The organism is Edaphosphingomonas laterariae, from assembly GCF_900188165.1.
GTDB classification, from domain to species: Bacteria; Pseudomonadota; Alphaproteobacteria; order Sphingomonadales; family Sphingomonadaceae; genus Sphingomonas_E; species Sphingomonas_E laterariae.
The window spans coordinates 1-19,223 of the sequence record NZ_FZOS01000031.1 but is presented as its reverse complement, the minus strand read 5'-3'; the positions used below and the strand labels follow the sequence as shown (position 1 = coordinate 19,223).

12 protein-coding genes are annotated in these 19,223 nt (G+C 66.4%); 7 read left to right on the top strand and 5 right to left on the bottom strand.

What is annotated here, in order from left to right; genetic code table 11:
• Positions 1-71 precede the first annotated feature (71 nt).
• Both purT and CHB74_RS18030 read right to left on the bottom strand, forming a co-directional pair.
• Positions 72-1,241, bottom strand: a complete 1,170-nt coding sequence (purT, locus tag CHB74_RS18035) for a formate-dependent phosphoribosylglycinamide formyltransferase (protein ID WP_089220931.1) — start codon at positions 1,239-1,241, stop codon at positions 72-74.
• Positions 1,242-1,405: 164 nt separating this feature from the next.
• Positions 1,406-3,715, bottom strand: a complete 2,310-nt coding sequence (locus CHB74_RS18030; protein ID WP_089220930.1) for a TonB-dependent receptor plug domain-containing protein — start codon at positions 3,713-3,715, stop codon at positions 1,406-1,408.
• Between the two features lie 121 nt (positions 3,716-3,836).
• Between CHB74_RS18030 and CHB74_RS18025 the strand changes: the two genes are divergently transcribed.
• Positions 3,837-4,859, top strand: coding sequence for a phytase (locus tag CHB74_RS18025; protein WP_089220929.1), 1,023 nt, complete (start codon positions 3,837-3,839; stop codon positions 4,857-4,859).
• Between the two features lie 39 nt (positions 4,860-4,898).
• On the opposite strand, the gene CHB74_RS18020 is transcribed toward CHB74_RS18025, so the two are convergent.
• Both CHB74_RS18020 and CHB74_RS18015 read right to left on the bottom strand, forming a co-directional pair.
• Positions 4,899-9,113, bottom strand: a complete 4,215-nt coding sequence (locus tag CHB74_RS18020; protein ID WP_089220928.1) for a translocation/assembly module TamB domain-containing protein — start codon at positions 9,111-9,113, stop codon at positions 4,899-4,901.
• Complete coding sequence (locus CHB74_RS18015; protein ID WP_179220902.1) at positions 9,113-11,269, bottom strand: autotransporter assembly complex protein TamA; 2,157 nt, start codon at positions 11,267-11,269, stop codon at positions 9,113-9,115. The genes CHB74_RS18020 and CHB74_RS18015 overlap by 1 nt, the downstream gene beginning before the upstream one ends.
• A 260-nt stretch (positions 11,270-11,529) precedes the next feature.
• Between CHB74_RS18015 and CHB74_RS18010 the strand changes: the two genes are divergently transcribed.
• The 6 genes from CHB74_RS18010 to CHB74_RS17985 all read left to right on the top strand — a co-directional run bounded on the left by CHB74_RS18010 (position 11,530) and on the right by CHB74_RS17985 (position 17,265).
• Positions 11,530-12,558, top strand: a complete 1,029-nt coding sequence (locus CHB74_RS18010; RefSeq protein ID WP_089220927.1) for an MsnO8 family LLM class oxidoreductase — start codon at positions 11,530-11,532, stop codon at positions 12,556-12,558.
• Positions 12,559-12,619: 61 nt separating this feature from the next.
• A complete protein-coding gene (locus tag CHB74_RS18005) occupies positions 12,620-13,477 on the top strand; it encodes an SDR family NAD(P)-dependent oxidoreductase (protein WP_089220926.1) in 858 nt (285 codons plus the stop codon).
• 244 nt (positions 13,478-13,721) lie between these two features.
• Positions 13,722-15,002, top strand: coding sequence for a glycoside hydrolase family 1 protein (locus CHB74_RS18000; protein ID WP_218821465.1), 1,281 nt, complete (start codon positions 13,722-13,724; stop codon positions 15,000-15,002).
• Positions 15,003-15,230: 228 nt separating this feature from the next.
• Complete coding sequence (locus tag CHB74_RS17995; protein WP_089220925.1) at positions 15,231-15,818, top strand: LemA family protein; 588 nt, start codon at positions 15,231-15,233, stop codon at positions 15,816-15,818.
• Positions 15,815-16,594, top strand: a complete 780-nt coding sequence (locus CHB74_RS17990) for a TPM domain-containing protein (protein WP_089220924.1) — start codon at positions 15,815-15,817, stop codon at positions 16,592-16,594. The genes CHB74_RS17995 and CHB74_RS17990 overlap by 4 nt, the downstream gene beginning before the upstream one ends.
• Positions 16,594-17,265 (top strand): TPM domain-containing protein, encoded by a 672-nt coding sequence (locus CHB74_RS17985; RefSeq protein WP_089220923.1) that lies wholly within the window; start codon positions 16,594-16,596, stop codon positions 17,263-17,265. Before CHB74_RS17990 ends, CHB74_RS17985 begins: the two co-directional genes overlap by 1 nt.
• Before the next feature lie 587 nt (positions 17,266-17,852).
• Here the strand turns inward: CHB74_RS17985 and CHB74_RS17980 are convergent.
• A complete protein-coding gene (locus CHB74_RS17980) occupies positions 17,853-19,019 on the bottom strand; it encodes a hypothetical protein (RefSeq protein ID WP_144033851.1) in 1,167 nt (388 codons plus the stop codon).
• Between the last annotated feature and the right edge of the window lie 204 nt (positions 19,020-19,223).

Genomic DNA, 19,223 nt, shown 5'->3' with positions numbered 1-19,223 from the left:
TCGGATTACGGGCAGACTGGCAGTATGGTCAAATCATTTGGCAACCCGCTACGCAAAATGGCGCGGGATGCTCAATCGCCATAATGGATGCGCACCTTTGCCGCCGCCTCGGCCGCAATCCGGCGCGCCGCGTCGGTGCTGTCCGCCAGCCCCAGTGCCACCGCCATGCGGCGATAGGGCCGCGCCGTCGGCTTGGCGAAAATGCGCACGTCGATCTCGCCGCCGGGAACGGCCAGCGCATCGGCCAGTCCGTCATAGCGCAGTTCATCCGCGTCACGATCGGCCAGCACCACGGCGGAGGCAGACGGGCCGCGCAGCGTGATCGCGGGGATCGGCAGGCCCAGGATCGCGCGGGCATGCAGATCGAACTCGCTGAGATTCTGGGAAATCAGCGTCACCATGCCGGTATCGTGCGGGCGCGGCGAGAGTTCGGAGAAGATCACCTCCTCGCCCTTCACGAAGAATTCGACGCCGAAAATGCCGTAGCCGCCAAGATCGTCGACCACCTTGCGCGCCATATCCTCGGCGTCAGCGATCGCCTTGGCCGACATCGCCGCCGGCTGCCAGGATTCCTGATAGTCGCCGCGTTCCTGCCGGTGGCCGATCGGCGGGCAGAACAGCACGCCATCGCGCGTGCGCACGGTCAGCAGCGTGATCTCATAATCGAAATCGACGAACTCCTCGACGATCACGCGCCGCCGGTCGCCACGCATATTGGCCACGGCATAATCCCATGCCGCCTCCAGCTGATCGGCCGAACGCACCGTGCTCTGCCCCTTGCCGGACGACGACATGACCGGCTTGATCACGCACGGCAGCCCGGTATGCGCCGCGCCCGCCAGCACTTCGTCCAGGCTTTCGGCATAGCGATAGCGGCTGGTGCGCAGGCCAAGCTCGACGGCGGCGACCTCGCGAATGCCGTCGCGGTTCATCGTCATCATCGTCGCGCGTGCCGACGGCACCACCGTCACGCCTTCGGCCTCGACATCGGCCAGCACCTCGGTGCGGATCGCCTCCACCTCGGGCACGACGAAATCGGGTTGATGCCTGGCGATCGCCGCACGCAGCAGATCGGCGTCGAGCATCGAAAACACCTCGAAACCGTCGGCCACCTGCATCGCGGGCGCGCCGGCATAGCTGTCGCACGCGATCACCTGGCAACCCAGCCGCTTGGCCGAAATCACGAACTCGCGGCCCAGTTCACCCGAACCGAGCAGCAGGATCTTCGCCGTGAATGCCATGTCTTGCCGTCTCCCGATTCGATGGCGCCATCACCGATCCGCCGCAGGTGGCCGCTTCGGCGGATTTTGTCCATCGCGGGAAAGTGCAGCCCGCCGCCACGACACACGAAAAAGCCGGCCCGGATCGCTCCGGACCGGCCTTTCGCATCCATCATTGGCAGCGCTTAGAACGCCGCGCGCACGGTCAGCTGGAACAGCGGGCCGGAATGCTCGCGCTCACGCTCGAACTCGTCGAGATTGCCGCTCGCGCGATTGTCCAGGATCTCCTGAACGCTGTCGCCATCCCACTTGTTGAAGTCTTCCTTCTTGTAGCGGTCGAGCAGGTTCTGGACGGAGCCGCGCAGCACGAAATTCTTGCCGATCCGCTTTTCGACGAACAGTTCGAGATCGGGATCGTAGCTCAGCTCGATCGTCTCGTCGAAATTGGATTCCAGCGCCTTGCTGCGGCCCGAAATCGTCGCGCCGAAGCTCGCGTCGATGCTGCGCACCGTCTGGATGAAGCCAAAATTATACACATGGTGCGGCTGGTTGTTGAACCGGCGCTTTTCACCCGTGAACGGATCGGTCGTTTCGCTGTCCAGATAGGTATAGTTGGCGAAGATGCCGGTATCGGGCAAGCCGATCGCGGTCAGCGGCGTGGAAAAGTCGATCTCGACGCCCCAGGCCTTGCCGTCGCCGACATTCATCGGGGTGACGATGTCGAGCCCCGATTCCGCATCCTCCACGCCGGTGTCGACAAGATCGATCAGGTCGGAAATATCGCGGTAGAAGAAGTTGATGCCCAAAATGCCCTGGCCACCGAAACGCCGTTCATAACCGACATCGACACCCCAGGCGCTCTGGTTCTTCAGCAGCGGATTGCCGATCAGGATATTATCGTCGTTCGGCTCCTCTTCCTGCCGATAGGGCGCGATCAGATCATAATCGGGGCGGCGGACGGTGCGGGCGATCGAGGCGCGGAACTGATCCACTTCGGTCGGCGCATAGCGCACCGCGAAGGACGGGTTCAGCATCTCGGTGTCATATTTGGAGCTGGCGGTCAGCCCCACCTCGCCATCGACATTGGTGCGCACGTTGCGGCGCGTGATCTCGTAACGCAGGCCCGCGTCCACGCTCAGCTGGGCGGACGGTTCGTAGGTCAGCCGCGCATAGGGATCGTAGCGCCGTTCCTTGATCGCATAGAGCGCGCCGGCGACGGGCTCGTCCTCCTCGCCTTCCTCCAGCAGCGATCCGTCGCGCTTCTTGTCGAGCAGGTCGACGCCGAGCTTCAGGGTCAGCGCGTCGCCCTTATATTTGTAATAGACGGTGCCCTGATATTCATCGTCCTTGGTGTTGAGGAAGGTGCGCTCGTCCAGTTCCAGCGCGTCGAGCGCCGGGCCGACCTGCACGGTCGTCGCAATATCCTCGCGATAACCGTTCCACGCCGCTTCCAGGCCCAGCGCGCCGGGGCCGATCGGCCATTCGGAATCGAAGGCGATCTGGTAGGTCTGCTGGTCGATATTCTCGTGCTGGGTCTCGATGCCCTCGTCATCCTCATTGTCGATCGCCAGTTCGGACTGGCCGGGCTTGTAGAGCTGGCCAAGGTCCGCCGGATCGCCGTTCGCCAGCACATAGGTGGTCGACACCTCGTTCTCGTCGCGATCGGTGTCGATATAGAGGCCGCGCAGGCGCAGCTTGCCGCCGCCTTCGAACTCGGTCGCGAATTCGGCATTGGCCGAAAGGTCGGATCCGTCGCGGGTGTCGTTCTGGATCTCGCGATTGTTGAACAGAAGATCGCCGTCATAGCGATCCGAGACCTTCTTCTTCGGGTTGCGGCGCTCCTGATAGTTGAGCGCACCCCAGAAGCTGCTCGCCGATCCGATTTCGGTGGCATAAGCGGCCGCGCCCGAGGGGCGGACCTTGCCATCCTCGTTGATCAGCATCCCGCCCTTGATGAACCCGCCCTGGAACGCGGCCGAATCCTTGGTGATGATGTTCAGCGTGCCGGCCACGCCCTCGCTCGAATGGTCGGCGGTGGGCGAACGCACGATCTCGATCCGCTCGACCAGTTCGGCCGGCACGCGATCGACGAAGAAGCTGCGATCCGCCTCGCCCCCCGGCGCGCGGCGGCCGTTGATCAGGATGTTGGTGAAGCCCGGCGGCAGGCCGCGCATCTGGGCGCCGTCATATTCCAGCACATCCGCCGAAAAGGTGACGCCGGGCACGCGCTTCAGCATCTCGCCCACCGACACCGGCTCGAACCGCTGGAAGTAATCCAGGTCGTAGGACAGGACGGGGTTGGTGTCCTGGGTGCGGTTGCGGAACGCGATCGCCGCATTGACGATGATATCGGCCGCGCTGACATCGCTGCCCGCCGCCGCTTCCGGGGCCGCGTCCGGGGCCGGAGCGACAGGAACCGGCGCCGCATATGCCGGAGATACTATTGCAGGCAGCAGAAATGCTCCGCTCAAGAGCAGCTTATACTTTGAAAACATGATGGCCCCGCCAGTTATATATCGAAATGTTTGACGAATAGATTTGTTCGTGTATTCCCGCTTCGATTTCTGGCGTTAGGAATTAAACGTGACCAATTCACGCAATCTATGTTTCACTTTGATGACAGGCTGCATTTCACTGACAATGCTTGCCGGATGCGCCTCGACGGCCCCGAAAATGTCCAGCGCGCCAACCGCTTCTGTCACCGCGCGGGGCGAAACCGTGGCGGTGGGCACCGCCAACGCCGATGCCGCAGACGATCCCGCGATCTGGCGCAACCCGGCCAACCCGGCCGCCAGCCTGATCGTCGGCACCGACAAGAAGGCCGGCCTCCACGTCTATGACATGCAAGGCGCGGATCGTTCGTTCCTCGATGCCGGCGCGGTCAACAATGTCGATCTGCGCGACATGGGCGAAAAGGGCATCGTCGTCGCGGTCAGCGATCGCAACGATCTGCTCGCCAGCAAGCTCGCCATGTTCACGCTCGATCCCACCACCGCCACGCTGAAGCCGATGGGCAAGATCGCGTCGGGCGCGGGCGAGGCCTATGGCGTCTGCCTCTATCGCGCCCCGGCGGCGCTCTATGCGTTCATGGTGCTCAAGGACGGGACGATCAACCAGATCGAACTCGATCTGTCGGGCGCAAGCCATACCGGCCGCATCGTCCGCACGATGAAGCTCGCCACCCAGTCCGAAGGCTGCGCAGTCGATGAACGCACCGGCCGCCTCTATGTCGCCGAGGAAGATGTCGGCCTGTGGCGTTTCGACGCCGCGCCCGATGGCCCGGTGGCCCCGGTCAGGATCGCGGCGGCCGATGGCCACCAGATCGTCGCCGATGCCGAAGGCGTGGCGGTCGTGCCGGAAGGCGATCGCGGCGGCTATGTCGTCGTGTCCAGCCAGGGCGACAATGCCTATGCGCTCTACCGGCTTGATGACGAAAGCTATGTCGGCCGCTTCCGCATCGCCGCGGGCACGATCGGCGCGGTGGAGGAAACCGACGGTATCGACATTGTCGCGGGCGATTTCGGCCCCGGCTATCCGGCCGGGCTGATGGTCGCGCAGGACGGGATCAACCCGCCCAGGGCGCAGAATTTCAAGCTGGTCAGCTGGGCCGATGTGAAGCAGGCGCTCGGGCTGCAATAAGCCCGGGCCTGCCCCACCCGACGCCCGCATCGTCCGCCATCAATAGTCCTTCGAATAACGCAGGCTGGCGGACGATCCGGCGTTGGTGCCAGTCTTGGATAGAATGCTCAGCGTCTTGGACAGCGCCACTTCCAGCTGGGTGGCGGTGAAGCCCTTCGCATCGGTCACCACCTCGACATAGATGTCGTTCGAAATGTGCTGGCCGACGGCGAGCGAGGCACCCCGGCCGGTCGCCTCATCGCCGCCGACGATGCCGATGCGATCGACGCCCGATGCGTTCTGCAGCTTGCCCATCGGGTTCAGCCCGCCGCCCCCACCGCGCAGCCCGTTGAGCGCGGCGGCCAGCTGGATCGCCTGCGTGGCCGACAGGTTGGCGACGCTCGATCCGAACAGGATGCGCGACAGGATCTCGTCCTGCGGCAATGTCGGCGTGGAAATGAAGCTGATATCCGGGTCCTGCGCCGAACCGGTCACGTCGATGCCTGCGCGCACCGTATCCACGTCGGTCTGCGCGCGGATCGACAGCGCCGGGTTCATCATCGGCCCGTTGAACGAAATCGTCCCGCGCTCGATCTCGAACTGGTGGCCCGAAAAACTGTAACGGCCACGCACCACCTCGATCTTGCCAACGACACGCGGATCGGCGGTCGTGCCGGTGACCCGCATATTGGTCTTCCATTCGGAATCGAGCCCCATGCCGGTCACGTAGATCTCATTGTCGGCCCGCACGCGAATGTCGAGCTTCCAGGCGGACGGCCCGGCAGCGGCGGCCTGCCGTTCGGCCGCGCGCTGGTCCAGTATGTCGGCCTCCTCGCTCTTGCGGCGCACGCCCTGCAACTGGCGGATTTCCGCCCCGCCCTGCCAGGCGACGCGATAGCGCGTTTCGGGCAGCGTCAGATCGCCCTTGATCAGCCCGCCGGCGGCCGCGCTGTTGGTCACGTTCAGCGTGCCGCTGACGACGCTGGTGATCGCCTCGCTGCGGGCCAGCCGCGCGCGCGCCAGCTTGACGCGAATGTCCATCGGATAGCCGCTCGCCGCCGCCAGCCCGATCGTGCCGGCCGCCTCAACCGTGCCCTCGCCCGCCCGGCCGGAAAAATCGCGGATCTCGAAGCGGTCGTTGGAAAAGCGCCCGTCGAGCCGCATCTGCGTGACGCGCGTGCCGAAGCTTTCATTCTCATAGGTCAGCGCATTGGCGCGGACGAGGCCGTTGATCCGGGGCGCCCGCGCCTGCCCGCCGAAATCGGCCGCCACCGCGATGCCGCCGGTCAGTTGCTGGTCGGCCTGCCCCGCGAAGGAAAACAGCACATCGGCCGGCCCCGAATAACGGATGCCGCCGCCCAGCGGTGCCGCCATCAGCTGCTCCGCCCAGCCGGCGCCCGGCCCCGGCGGCGCCAGCGTCACGACGAAACGGCCCAGCGTCGCATCGCCTTCGCGGATCAGCCCGCGCAGATCGCCGCCGGCCGACGACAGCTTGCCCTCGATCGCCATCGCCACCGCGTCCGAAACCGTGGTCAGGCTCGACCGGCGGAAATCACTGATCGTCATCCGCGTCGATGCGACCGGGAAGGCATTGCCCGTCTGCGCGAAATCCAGCGTGCCCGTCGCCCGCCCGCTGATCCCCGCGCCGGGGCTCATCATGTTGACGATCGCCAGATCGAAATCGCGGAAGCGGGCCTGCACCGCCGTGTCGGTGCCGAACCGGCCGGCCAGGTCGACGCGGCCCCGCGGCAGCACCAGAGTGGCCGGCGCCAGCCGATAGCCCGATGGCTCGATATGGATCACGGCGGGCTTGGCGAAGCGGAACGCCACGTCGCTCGCCTTGCCTTCCACCTGCACGGCCATCAGCGTCGGCCGGATCGCGGCGTTCATCGCCATCGAAAAAGGCACCCCGCTCGATCCGTCAGCCACCAGCATCGCGGTGCCGCGCCCGCCCTGCAGGTTCACCTTGCCGCGCGCCTTGCGGACGATGAAATCGCCATAAGCGCCATTCGCCACCTGCACATCGGCCACGATCCGCGGCTGTTCGGTCATCACCAGCGATGCGTTGATCAGCGCGCGGCCAATCATCACGTCCGCCTCGCCCGGCAGCCGGGCGTTGCTGGCGGTGGCGTCGATATTCACCGCCTGCGCCTGCCCGGCGGCGGACAGCCGCACCGCACCATTGATCCCCGAACCGTTCAGCGCCAGCCGCCCGGCGAACGGCCCCGCCGCGCTCTGCTGGATCGTGCCGGCCATGTCGACGCCGGCGAACCGCGCGCGCGCAACGTCGATCGTCAGCGGCCCGGTGGCCGTGCGCATCAGCACATTGGCGAAGAACGGGCCATAAGGCGATCCGCCGGTCGCATCGAGGCGATAGCCCGCCGGCTCGCCATTCAGCCGCGCGACGACATTGTTCAGCTGCACGCCGACATTGGGGCTCTGCGCGCGCAGCACCGCCTGCGGCCGGTCCATCGTGCCGCGCACCGTCAGTTCCAGCGGGCCATATTGCCGCGACGATGCGCGGGCGTCGAACCGGATGGCGCCATCGGCGCGATAGCTGCCCGAACCCGAATGCACGGTGAAATTGGGCGCCTTGGCCCCCAGCCCGGTCAAGGTGAAGGTGCCTTCGGGCGTCATGCCGATGCGCCCGGCCACCGCCGCATTGCCGCCCAGGAAATCGCGCACCGATGCATTTTCCCACCGCGCCGTGCGCGCCGCGAACCGGCCGGACAGGCCGAAGCCGCCCTTGCTACCCGGCACCAGATCGATGTCGGTCGACAGGTTGACGATGCCGATCCCGTCGATCCGGTAATCGTTCACCCGCCCCTTCAGCGCGCCGCGATAGATGGCGTTGTCGAGATCGGCGAGCACGATGGCCGTCGCGTCGATCCGATCGCTGTTGATCTTCAGATTGTCGCTGATCAGCTTGCCGCCGGCATAAGCGAAGTCGCCCTGCACCCGCAGATGTTCCAAAAGCCCCCCGGCGGCCGCGTTCAGCCCGGTCACCCGCCGCGCCGTCGCATTCACCGGAATGCGGATGCGATCGGCGTCGATCACCGCACGGCCGCTGGCCCTCAGCGCCTCGATCCCGGTCGCATCGAAGGCCAGCCGCGCGGCGCTCAGATCATAATCGATGAACGGCGTCGCCATCGCCCCGTCGAGCAGGATCGACGCGCGCACATCCTTGCCGCTCACCTTCTCCATGATCGCGCCGGGGGTCAACAGCGCCGCGTCCAGCCGCAGGCGATCGAACCGGTTTTCGCCCAGATCGACCCCGCCGGCCACGTTGACCGAAAGCGCCGGCGATCGCGCGCTCCCCTGCAGGCTGGCGCGCCGTTCCTTCAGCGCCGCGCTCAGATCGATCTGCAGCGCCGGCCCGGTCAGCCGGTCGACGCTGCCCGCATAAAGCAGGCCCGGGCGCACCGGGCCGCGCGCGCTGAATGTGCCGTCGCGCGCCGCCAGCGCGACATTGGCCAGCTCGCCGCGCGGCGACGTGGCGATCAGCCGCCCATCCCACGCCCGCCAGTCGCCCCGCCCGTCGAGCGTCGCGGTCGCGCCCTCGGCCAGCCCCGCCATGGTCGCCACCATGCCGCCCGCCGGGGCATTGAGCCGCCCGGTGATGGCCAGCCGGTTCTGATCGGGCACCGCATCGAGCCGCGCGTCCAGCCGATCGCCGCTGTCCGCCACCACCCGCGTTTCGATCTGCGCGCGGCCATCGGCGATATGCGCGGCGCCGTCGATCGCCATCACCTGCCGCTTGCCGATCACCGGCGCGCCCAGCACCAGCTGGTCGATCTTCAGCCGATCGACGTCGATATCGAGATCGGGCAGGATCGGGGCGTTGGGATCGCTCTGCGTGGGCTTCAGCTCGGGCAGCCGCGCCAGCGTGATCAGCGGGCTTTCCAGCCGGTCGACCGACACATGGTTGCGCAGGAAACGGAACGGATGCCAGGCAAGCCGCACGCGCGGGCTCGTCGCGAACACGCCCTTGGGATCGCGCACCGCGATATCGTGCAGCACCATGTCGCCATAGATCGAACCTTCGATCCGCCCGACCGCGAAGCCCATGCCCGATTCCATCTCGAACCCGGCGATCTGGCGGACAAGGAAAGCCTTGCCGGGCCGGGAATCGAGGAACAGCAGCAGGCCGGCCGCCAGCAGCGCCAGCACCCCGATCACCGCGCCAAGGCCGATCGCGATCCGCGCCCAGATCGGCCGCCGCCGATCCGCCATGGCCGCCGCGTCAGAGGGGGTGGATATGGTCTCGCCCGCCATCAGAAGGCCTGCCCGATGCCAATGTAGAGGGTGAATTTGGATTCGCCCGGCTGCCGGTCGATCGGCATGGCGATGTCCGCGCGGAACGGGCCGAAATTGGTATAGAAGCGCCCGCCTATGCCCGCGCCGTAGCGGATGTTGGAAAATTTGGGGACGGAACCTTCATAGACCTGCCCCGCATCGACGAAGGCGACGACGCCATAATTGCCGAAGCGATATCGCGCCTCGGCGGCGAATTCGTTGACCGATCGGCCGCCGATCGGGTCATCGCTGGAATCCTTCGGCCCCAGTTCCTGATAACCGAAGCCGCGCACCGATCCGCCGCCGCCGGCATAGATGCGCCGCGACGGCGCGATATCGTCGCGCTCTGCGCCGGCAATCGTGCCCAGCCGCGTGCGCGCCGCGAGGACAAGGCTGTCCGACACCGGATAATAGCCGGAAAGGTCGAAGGTGCTGCGCACATAAGGTGAAACATTGCCCTGCAGCGATGCTTCCGGCGAAACGCGCAATGTCGCCCGATAGCCGCGCGTCGGGTTCAGCAGGTCGTCCGAACGATCATAGCCCACCTGCGCGGGCAAGGCGGCGATGAAATAGGTCAGCCGCTTGGTATCGCCCGTCGCCTCGTCCAGCACGGTCTTTTCGTTCGATAGCAGGACTTCGCCACCATAGAGATAGGTCCAGCGCTTCTGGAAGATCGGCGTCGACAGGCGCGACCAGCCGGCGCTGAGGCCCAAGGTGAACGCCTCATAGCTGTCATAGGCCTGATGGTTAATGCTGGCGCCCGCCTGGAAGGTGCGATCGCGCTTGCCGGCGTTGGATCGACGGAAGGTGCCTGAAATCCCCTGTTCCTGCGTGCCGGCGACGACGCCCAGGATCAAGGCGCCTTCGGGCGGGAAGCGATTGCGCAGGGTCCAGCTGCCCTCGGCGCGGATGCCCTGGCCGGTGCCATAGCCCAGTTCGCCGGCCAGCCGGCGCGCGGGGCCTGCCTCCTGTTCGACGGCAAGATCGACATATTCGGTGCCGTCGGGTGCCAGCTCGCCCGTCCGCACCGGATCGACCGCGACGCTGGAAAACAGGCCGGTGGCCACCAGCGCCTTGCGCAGATCGTCCACCTTGCGGCTGTCGTAAAGCTCGCCCGGGTCGAAGCGGGCGATCGTCTGCATATGGTCGGCGCCGAAGGCCTGCTTCTCGCCGCCCGTGTGAATTTCGCGAAAGGTGCCGCGCGGGCCGATTTCAACGGGCAGGCTGTAATCGCCCGTCACCGTCGCGGGATCGAGCAGGATGTCGCGCTGGCCCAGCTTGGCAAAGGCATAGCCATGTTCGGGCAGCAGCAGCGCCACGTTCGCCTCGGCGGCTTCCACCTGCGCAGCGGTGATGAAATCCCCGGTCCGCAACGGCAGGCTCTCGCGGATCAGGTTGGGCGGAACGGTGGCATCGGCGGTGATGCGGATGTCGCCGATGCGGTAACGCTCGCCCGGCGTCACCGACAGCACCGCCTTCAGCGCCCCGCCCTCCGCCGCCTGCTCCAGGGACGACAGCGCGGTCGCGTCATAATAGCCTTCGGATTGCAGCAGGCGCACCGCCAGCGCCTCATCCTCCTCGGCGCGCGCCTGCACCATCGCCCCCGTCTCGGCACGGCCATCGCCGTCGATCAGCGCGGAATGCTCGCGGAAGGCCGCCTCCAGCCCGATGGCGTCGAGCCCCTCGATCGCGACGCTGTAACGCACCGCCCGCGTCTTCGCTTCGGGATCGTCGCCGGCGGCGGCCGATTGCGCCGGCACGGTCACGCTGTCGAGTGGCGGCAGCGGCTGGGCCAGTTCGGCATCGACGGGCGGTTCGGCGGCCGGTGGCAGCTCGGCCGGCACCGCCACCTCGCCCGACGCGGGCATCTGCGCGTCGAGAAACTGCTCCATCGAAGGCAAGGGCGCCTGCTGCCCGTCCACGGCGGGCGCGGCAGTTTCGCCATCGGCACCATCGACACCGTCGGCACCGGGCAGGCGCGCCTCGAACTCGTCATCGGGGATGATCGGCGCTTCACTCGCGGGCGCCGGCATGCTGGCCGCAGGCGGCGCGTCCTGCGCCACGGCCGCAGCCGGCGCGCCAAGCGAAGCGAATACAAAAAGGCAATGCGCTGATTTCGCCCGACATCCACCCATCATCGCAATCGCCGCACCCCGCACCCTCGAAGTAAATGCAAACACGCCGACAATAGCGTCGGTTCCCTGCCTGTCGATGATCCACGCCCGCAGGATCGGCGCAATGCGCCCCGGCGGCGCGCGGCACCCCACCCGCCGGTCGACAAGTTGGGCCGCCATTGTGGAATCGGGCTAAAGATTGGCGCGCCGATCATCGGCATCCGCGTCCGATCCGCTAGGGTGGCCGCTGGCCAAGCATGCCCCTGTGCGGGAACGGATTCATGAAGCTGTCGATCGTCGATCTGTCCACCATCAAGCCCGGCGAAACGGCGAGCGACGCTTTGGCGCAATCGCTGGAGACGGCACGCAATGCCGATGCGCTCGGCTATCATCGCATCTGGTTCGCCGAACATCATATGGCGCCGGCGCAGGCATCCCATCATCCCGAACTGCTGATCGCGGCGGCGGGCACGCAGACCCGGCGGATCAGGCTGGGCTCCGGCGCGGTGCTGATGAACCATTACAGCCCCTTCAAGGTGGCGGAGATGTTCAAGCAGCTCGAAGCCATGTTCCCGGGCCGCGTCGATCTCGGCATGGGCCGGGCGACGGCGGGGCCGGTGATCGACATGGCCATGCGGCGGCATCGCGATGCCCAGCCGGTGGACGATCATGCCGCGCAGGTTTCGGAAACCGTGGCCTGGCTGCATCAGGCCTTTCCGGCCGGCCACCCCTTTGCCGGCAAGCCGTTGATCCCCACCGTTGCGAGCGTGCCCGAAAGCTGGCTGCTCGGGTCGAGCCCCGGCGGCGCCCGCCTCGCGGCGCAAATCGGCATCGGCTATTCCTTCGCCGGCTTCATCAATCCGCAGGCCGCCGCGCTGGCGCTGCGCGGCTATCGCGAGGCGTTCGTGGCGACGCCGTTCGCCAGCGGCGCGCCGCGCGCGATGCTCGGCGTCAATGTCTGCGTGGGCGAGGATGGCGAACATGGCCGGCGGCTCGCGCTCAGCGTGAAGGGTTATTACCAGCGCCTCACCCGGATCGGGGCCACCGCCTTCGTTCCCACCATCGCCGAGGCCGAAGCCGAACTGGGCGCGGCCGAGCGTGACGAGCCCACGCAGATCATCGGCGGCCGCTGGCCCCGCTTCGTCGCGGGCAGCGCCGAAGAGGTTCGGCAAACGCTGGAACAGATGATCGCGCAAAGCGGCGCGGACGAACTGATCGTCCAGGATATGATGGCCGACCCGCAGGACCGCCGTGGCTCGCACGCTCGGCTGGCAAAGGCCTTCGGCCTGTCCGGCGAAACCCCATCCTGAATGCGGATCATGGCATAGAGTTGATCGATAGCGGCCGGAAGCGCCGCAGGAGGAGGCAGGCATGAAGCAAGGTGTTGCGGTCGTCACGGGGGCCAGCCGGGGCGCCGGCCAGGGTATTGCACGGGCGCTGGGGGCGGCGGGCTATACCGTCTATGTCACCGGCCGCAGCCAGACGGCGGATGCGTCGCGGCTCGGCGGAACCATCCACGATACCGCGGCCGAGGTCACCGCCGCCGGGGGCCGCGGCGTCGCCGTCGCCTGCGATCATGCCGACGATGCGGCGGTGCGCGCCGTGTTCGCGCAGGTCGAACGCGACGAGGGGCGGCTCGACATTCTGGTCAACAACGCCACCGCGCTTCACGACGAACTGATCCGCCCCGGCCCGTTCTGGACCAAGCCCGCCGACATGGCCGACATCATCACCGTCGGGCTGCGATCCAGCTATATCGCGGCCCATGCCGCAGCCCCGCTGCTGGTGAAGAAGCCGGGCGGTCTGATGGCCTTCACCTCCGCACCGGGCGCGGCTTCCTATGCGCATGGCCCGGCTTATGGCGCGCAGAAGGCCGGAACCGACAAGATGGCGGCCGACATCGCGGTCGAACTGCGCCCCTTTGGCGCGGCATCGGTGGCGATCTGGATGGGCTTCCTCAAGACCGCGCGCACGGCGGCCGCCGTCGCCGAACGCCCCGGCCAGTTCGATGCCTTGCTGGCGATGGCCGAGACCCCGGATTTCACCGGCCGCGTGATCGCCGCCATCCACCGCGATCCGGCGATGATGGAATTGTCCGGCCGCACCGTGATCGGCGCGGAACAGGCCATGGCCTATGGCGTGCGCGATCTCGATGGCAGCAGCCCCGGCTCGCTGCGCAGCATCGTCGGCAACCCGATCACCTATGACGAGATCATTCTGGACGGATGACGGCGCCCCTTCCCGCGTTCGCATTCAGCGCGGCAGGCGCGGGTGGACCACACGGCCAGCCCTGACGATCATTGCCCGTTCCCAAATTCATCCGGCCACCAAGGGTGCCGGCGCGGCCCACTTTACAAATTGAACGGTATCGATCAATTAAATCGTTCAATCGGAGGCCCCGGCGTAAAAAGCCGGTTCGGCCGACGCATCGGCTTGCGTCGTCGCGAACAACGCCGGGCGAAGGGGGGAACGCATGGACAGACGGCAGGCAATCGCGTCGCTTGGCAGTTTCGCCGTGGCTGGAATGGCAGCACTGGGCCACGGCACCGCGATGGCCGCGCCACGCCGGAAAGGCTTCCTCTGGGGCGCGGCCAGCGCCGCCTATCAGGTCGAAGGCAACAACACCAACACCGACCTGTGGCTGCTCGAAGGGCTGCCGGGGACGCCGTTTGCCGAGCGTTCGGCCGACGCCTGCGACCATTATCACCGCTTTGACGACGATATCGCGCTGCTCGCCCGGCTGGGGTTGAACAGCTATCGGTTCAGCATCGAATGGGCCCGCGTCGAACCCGAGGAGGGCTTATTCTCACCCGCCATGCTGGCCCATTATGGCCGGATGCTCGACAGTTGCCGCCGCCACGGGGTGACGCCGGTGGTCACGCTGCATCATTTCTCCTCGCCACGCTGGTTCGCCGCAAAGGGCGGTTTCGAGAATGCGGACGCGCCGGCGCTGTTCACCCGTTATGCGCGCACGGTTGTCGAGGCGCTGGGGGACAGGATCGGCTGGCTGTGCACGATCAACGAAGCCAATCTGTCCTTCGCGCCCAACCCCGCCGTCCGCGAAACGGCGGCCCGCGCGACGGGCGTCGCCACCTTCTCGACATTCCTTTTTTCGAACGTCGCCAGGTCCAAGCCGATCGTGCGGCAATGCCGTGCGGCGGCGCGGGACGCGATCAAGCAGCTCCGCCCGGATCTGCCCGTGGGCTACACCCTCGCCATGGATGATTTCCAGGATGCGCCGGGAACGCAGGCGCGCGCCGCCCGCTGGCGCTCGGGCATGTATGACGTCTGGCTCAAGGCGGCGCAGGCGGACGATTTCCTTGGCGTGCAAACCTATACGCGAACCGTGATCGGCGATCGGGGGCCGATCACACTGCCGGCCGAAACGCTGCGCACGCAGGTCGGCCAGGAATATTATCCCGAGGCGCTGGGCGGCGCGGTCCGCTACGCCGCCGCCATCGCCGGCGTGCCGATCATCGTCACCGAAAATGGCGTGGCCACGGAGGACGATGCGCTGCGCGTGCGCTATATCGACGGGGCGATCGGCAGCTTGCGGGCTGCGATGCGCGAAGGCGTGGACGTACGCGGCTATATCCACTGGTCCCTGCTCGACAATTTTGAATGGCTGTTCGGATATGGCCCGAAATTCGGCCTCGTCGCGGTCGATCGCGCGACCCAGACGCGAACGATAAAGCCGAGCGCCCGGCATCTGGGAAAATGGGCACGGAGCCACCCGGTGCTGCGACAGGATTGAGAATAAATGGTTTCTCCCCCTGTCCGCTAGCGTCGCGCCCGATCCGCGCCTTGCATGACAGAGCGACGCCGCGACGGCGGGCCAGCGATCGCCGCCCTCGCCACGCCAACCATCCGCCGGCCCGTTCGCGCCCGGCCCGCACGGACGCGCAACGAACTACGGGCTTGCAACGTTACACCCGTCAATCTTGCGACCACCCTTGTGCCGCAACTTGTTGGGGAGAACGCCATGGGCCTGCACCGTCCCGCCAGAGCCATTCTTGCCTCCGCACTGCTGCTGCTCGCATCCTGCGGCATCAATTCGATCCCGACGGCGGAGGAAACCGCCAAGGCGCGGTGGGCCGACGTCCAGAACGAATATCAGCGCCGGGCCGATCTCATTCCCAACCTGGTGGCCACGGTGAAGGGCTATGCCGCCCAGGAAAAGGCCGTGCTGACGCAGGTCACCGAAGCGCGCGCCAAGGCGACCGCGATCAACATCACGACCGACGATCTGTCCAATCCCGAACGCCTTCGCCAATTCAGCGAGGCGCAGAACCAGCTCACCCAGGCTCTCGGCCAGCTGCGCACCGTGGTGGAAGCCTATCCCGATCTGAAGTCCAACCAGAATTTCCTGACGCTTCAGGCGCAGATCGAAGGCACCGAAAACCGCATCTCGGTCGCGCGTCGCGATTATAATGCGGCGGTCCAGGCCTATAATACCAGGATCCGCACCTTCCCCGATGCGATCGGCGCGAAGGTGATTTACGGCTCCAAGCCCATGGTCACCTTCGAGGCCGCAGGCGGTGCCGAAAAGGCGCCATCGGTCGCCTTTTGAAGGCGCTGCTCGCCTTCCTGACACTGGTGCTGACTGCGGTTGCGGCGCAGGCGCAGACCTTCCCCACATTGTCCGGCCGCGTGGTCGATGCCGCGCAGATCCTGTCCGCGCCCGAGGAAGCGGCGCTGACGACAACGCTTGCCGATCTCGAACGACAGAGCGGCCGGCAGCTCGTCGTCGTCACGGTCGCCAATCTCCAGGGCTATGCGATCGAGGATTATGGCTATCGGCTCGGCCGAAGCTGGGGGATCGGCTCGGCCGAGGCCAATGACGGCGTGCTCCTGCTGGTCGCCCCCAATGATCGCAAGGTCCGCATCGAAGTGGGCTATGGCGCCACGCCGATCGTAACCGACGCGCTTTCGAGCATCATCATCCGCAACGCGATCCTGCCGCACTTCCGCGAAGGGCAGTTCGGCCCGGGCATCCGCGCGGGCGTCGACGCGCTGGTCGACGTCCTGAAACTGCCGGAGGATCAGGCGCGCGCCCGCGCCCGGCAGATCGTCGCAGCCGGGCAGGAACAGGAAACCCGCTTCGACGGCGGGCAGCTTCTCATCCTGCTCCTCTTCAACGGCATATTATTGTTCATCCTGCTCCGCCGTCGGCGGGCCGGCGCGGTTCACCGCGGCGGCCGTGCGCCGGTGATCATCTGGGGGCCGGGCATGGGCGGCTGGGGAAGCGGAGGCGGCTTTTCCGGGGGCGGCGGCTTTTCGGGCGGTGGCGGGTTCTCGGGTGGCGGGGGCTCCTTCGGCGGCGGCGGCGCCTCGGGGAGTTGGTGATGACGCGCGCACCCGTGGATCAGCAAAGGGTCAGGGCGGCGATCGAAGCCGCCGAAGCCCGCACCGATGGCGAATTGCTGGCGATCCTGTCGCCACAATCCGACACCTATCATGATGTCGCGCTGCAATGGGCCGTCCTGCTGATGGTGACGGCGCTTGGCGTCGTGACGGCCTTTCCCGATGCCTTCATCGGCCTGGCCGAATGGATCGCCGGCGATTGGAGCGGCGGCATCACAAGGCGCAGCCTGCTCCTGATGCTGTTCGCGCTGCTCGTCGCCATCTATCTGGCGGCACGCATCGCCCTGCGCTGGCCGGCCCTGCGCCTCGCGCTCGTGCCGGGCCTGATCAAGTCCAGACGGGTGCGCCGTCGCGCGATCGCGCTGTTCAAGGTCGGAGCGGAACAGCACACGATATCGCGCACGGGTGTCCTTCTCTATGTCTCGCTGGCGGAACAACGCGCGGAAATCGTCGCCGACGAAGCCGTCCACAACCGCGTTCCGGCCGAAATGTGGGGCGACGCGATGGTCCTCCTGATCGACGCGATACGCGATGGCCGGCCGACGGACGGCATGGTCGCCGCGATCGAAGCCATTGGCGACATCCTCGCCCGGGAATTCCCCTACACCGGCACCGACCCCGCCGAACTGCCCAACCACCTGATCGTGATCTAACCGGCGGCCGTTCCAGGATCGACAGCCACCGGGAAAACGCCACGCCCCCTCCCCGCCTTCAGCGCCACCGTGGCGACCATCCTCGCCGGCGACGACCGCGCAACGCGAATGATCATCCGCCTTCAAGTGTAGCGGTGATGGGTTCGAAAGGCGAATAAGTCGAAGGCAGCGGACTATCTTTGTCCCGTCACCCCGGACTTGTTCCGGGGTCCACCGCCCCGCAGGCGCCGCCGCCAGCGGCTCCAACCCGAAAGACACCGCCAGGTCATGCCATGACCGATTGTCCCGCTCGATCATCAATGGTGATGTGTGCTGCACGGTGGACCCCGGAACAAGTCCGGGCTGACGAAAGTGGAGGTTCAGTAGATGACGACCGCAATGTCGGCGCGTCCCGACAGGCAGGAATTTTCCTTCGATGACTGATACCTGCCTGCCCGGCCTCGGAAAGCTGACCGTCGGAAAACCGGAGGCCCAGCCCCGTCGCTGGATGGCCGCAAAGTCGGGGAGAGCGGACGGGCGGCTCGCCGTTCCTAGGCCTTGGTATCCGACGCCGAGGTGCCTAGTCGTTGTCGCCGCGATGCTCGTGCTTATTCGTCGCCAAAGAAATCGTCCAATGGTGTCTCACCGCGCAGTCGCTCAGGGCGCTGCGGAATCGGCTTTGTTGTATCGAGCCAGATCACCTCGGCACCGCTTTGGGCCAATGCGGTGCGGACCGCGTCGGCCCGGTCTGCCGGAGCAGCGACGTATACGCGTGTGGAGGTGAGGCTGCCCGGCGTGAGTGAGTGAGCCACTTTGCTTACGATGGCGACCAGTCGCTCTGGCGCGGCCGGTGCCGCAAACATCGCCACGTCATCCTCCCACCCCCGATGCAGATCGTCCCTTACCCAACCTTCGGAAAGAGCGTAATTAGGTGCGGGAGGAGCTAACACGACCGTGGTAGAAGGCGTCCGCCTCTTCCAGTCCGGATCAAGGCGCAAGAATGCCTCGCGGAGGTAATTGTGCCAGGACAGCTCGTCAGCGCTGGTCGGGGCAATCAGGGGCGCGACGAAGGCTGCCTTCTGGTCCGCCTCGTATGCGAGGCGCGCCGCCCTGATACGCCGCGCTTCGGCCAGAGCATGTTGCCAATGCTCTCCCTGCGGGGGAACGACTGCACCCGTATCGAGATCAACGGCAACGTCGACCGTTTCCAGGCGCTCGCTGCTCATCGTGTCGTTGCGAGGCACAACTACCGCGAGCAGGACATGCTTCCCGTCACCCGAGATCCGGTCCTGATCGTGCCACCACAGCGAACTCACGGACCGGGGCAGCGCCTCGATATAGTCCTTGGGCAGGATGTCACCGAGCTCCAACGAGCGTACTAGCGCGCCATCGCGGCCGTAGATGGCCACAACGTTGCTGCCGAGTCCGACCATGTGCCAGTCATCGAAGGTGACGACATGCTCTCCATCATTGCTCACTAGTGCCGTGACGGGTGCGACCTCGTTCGCCAGCGGGGCCTTCCAAACCTGCAGCCAGCGTCCGTCGACGCGGCGCTCCAAGGTGCCCTCCGCTGTTGATCTCGTCTCACCGGCGGGCTGCCCGGCGGGTTCACGACCATTCACCTTGTCATCGAAATAGGCGAGTGGGCTCCTCAGCTCGCGCGGCACGACGGTCAGTCGCACATTTTGGTCGGCCGACAGATAGGTCGTGCGGGTCGGTGGCCCCCAACTGTCGGCGCACGCGGGGCCCGAAACCACCAGCGCGATCAGTAGCATCCACCCCCGAAGCATCAAATCCTCTCCAACTAAATTGCAAATTGGCGCCGTACTGAAGGACCTGCAAGAGGGTCATCCCGACAAGATCGATCGGTGAAAGACTCCCTAGCGCTACTTTGGCAGAAGTGTGATTTTTGGGATTCCCAAGGAGAGATTTCCCTGATTCATGGGGAGCCAGCTTGACGGAGGCTGGCGATGGACGAG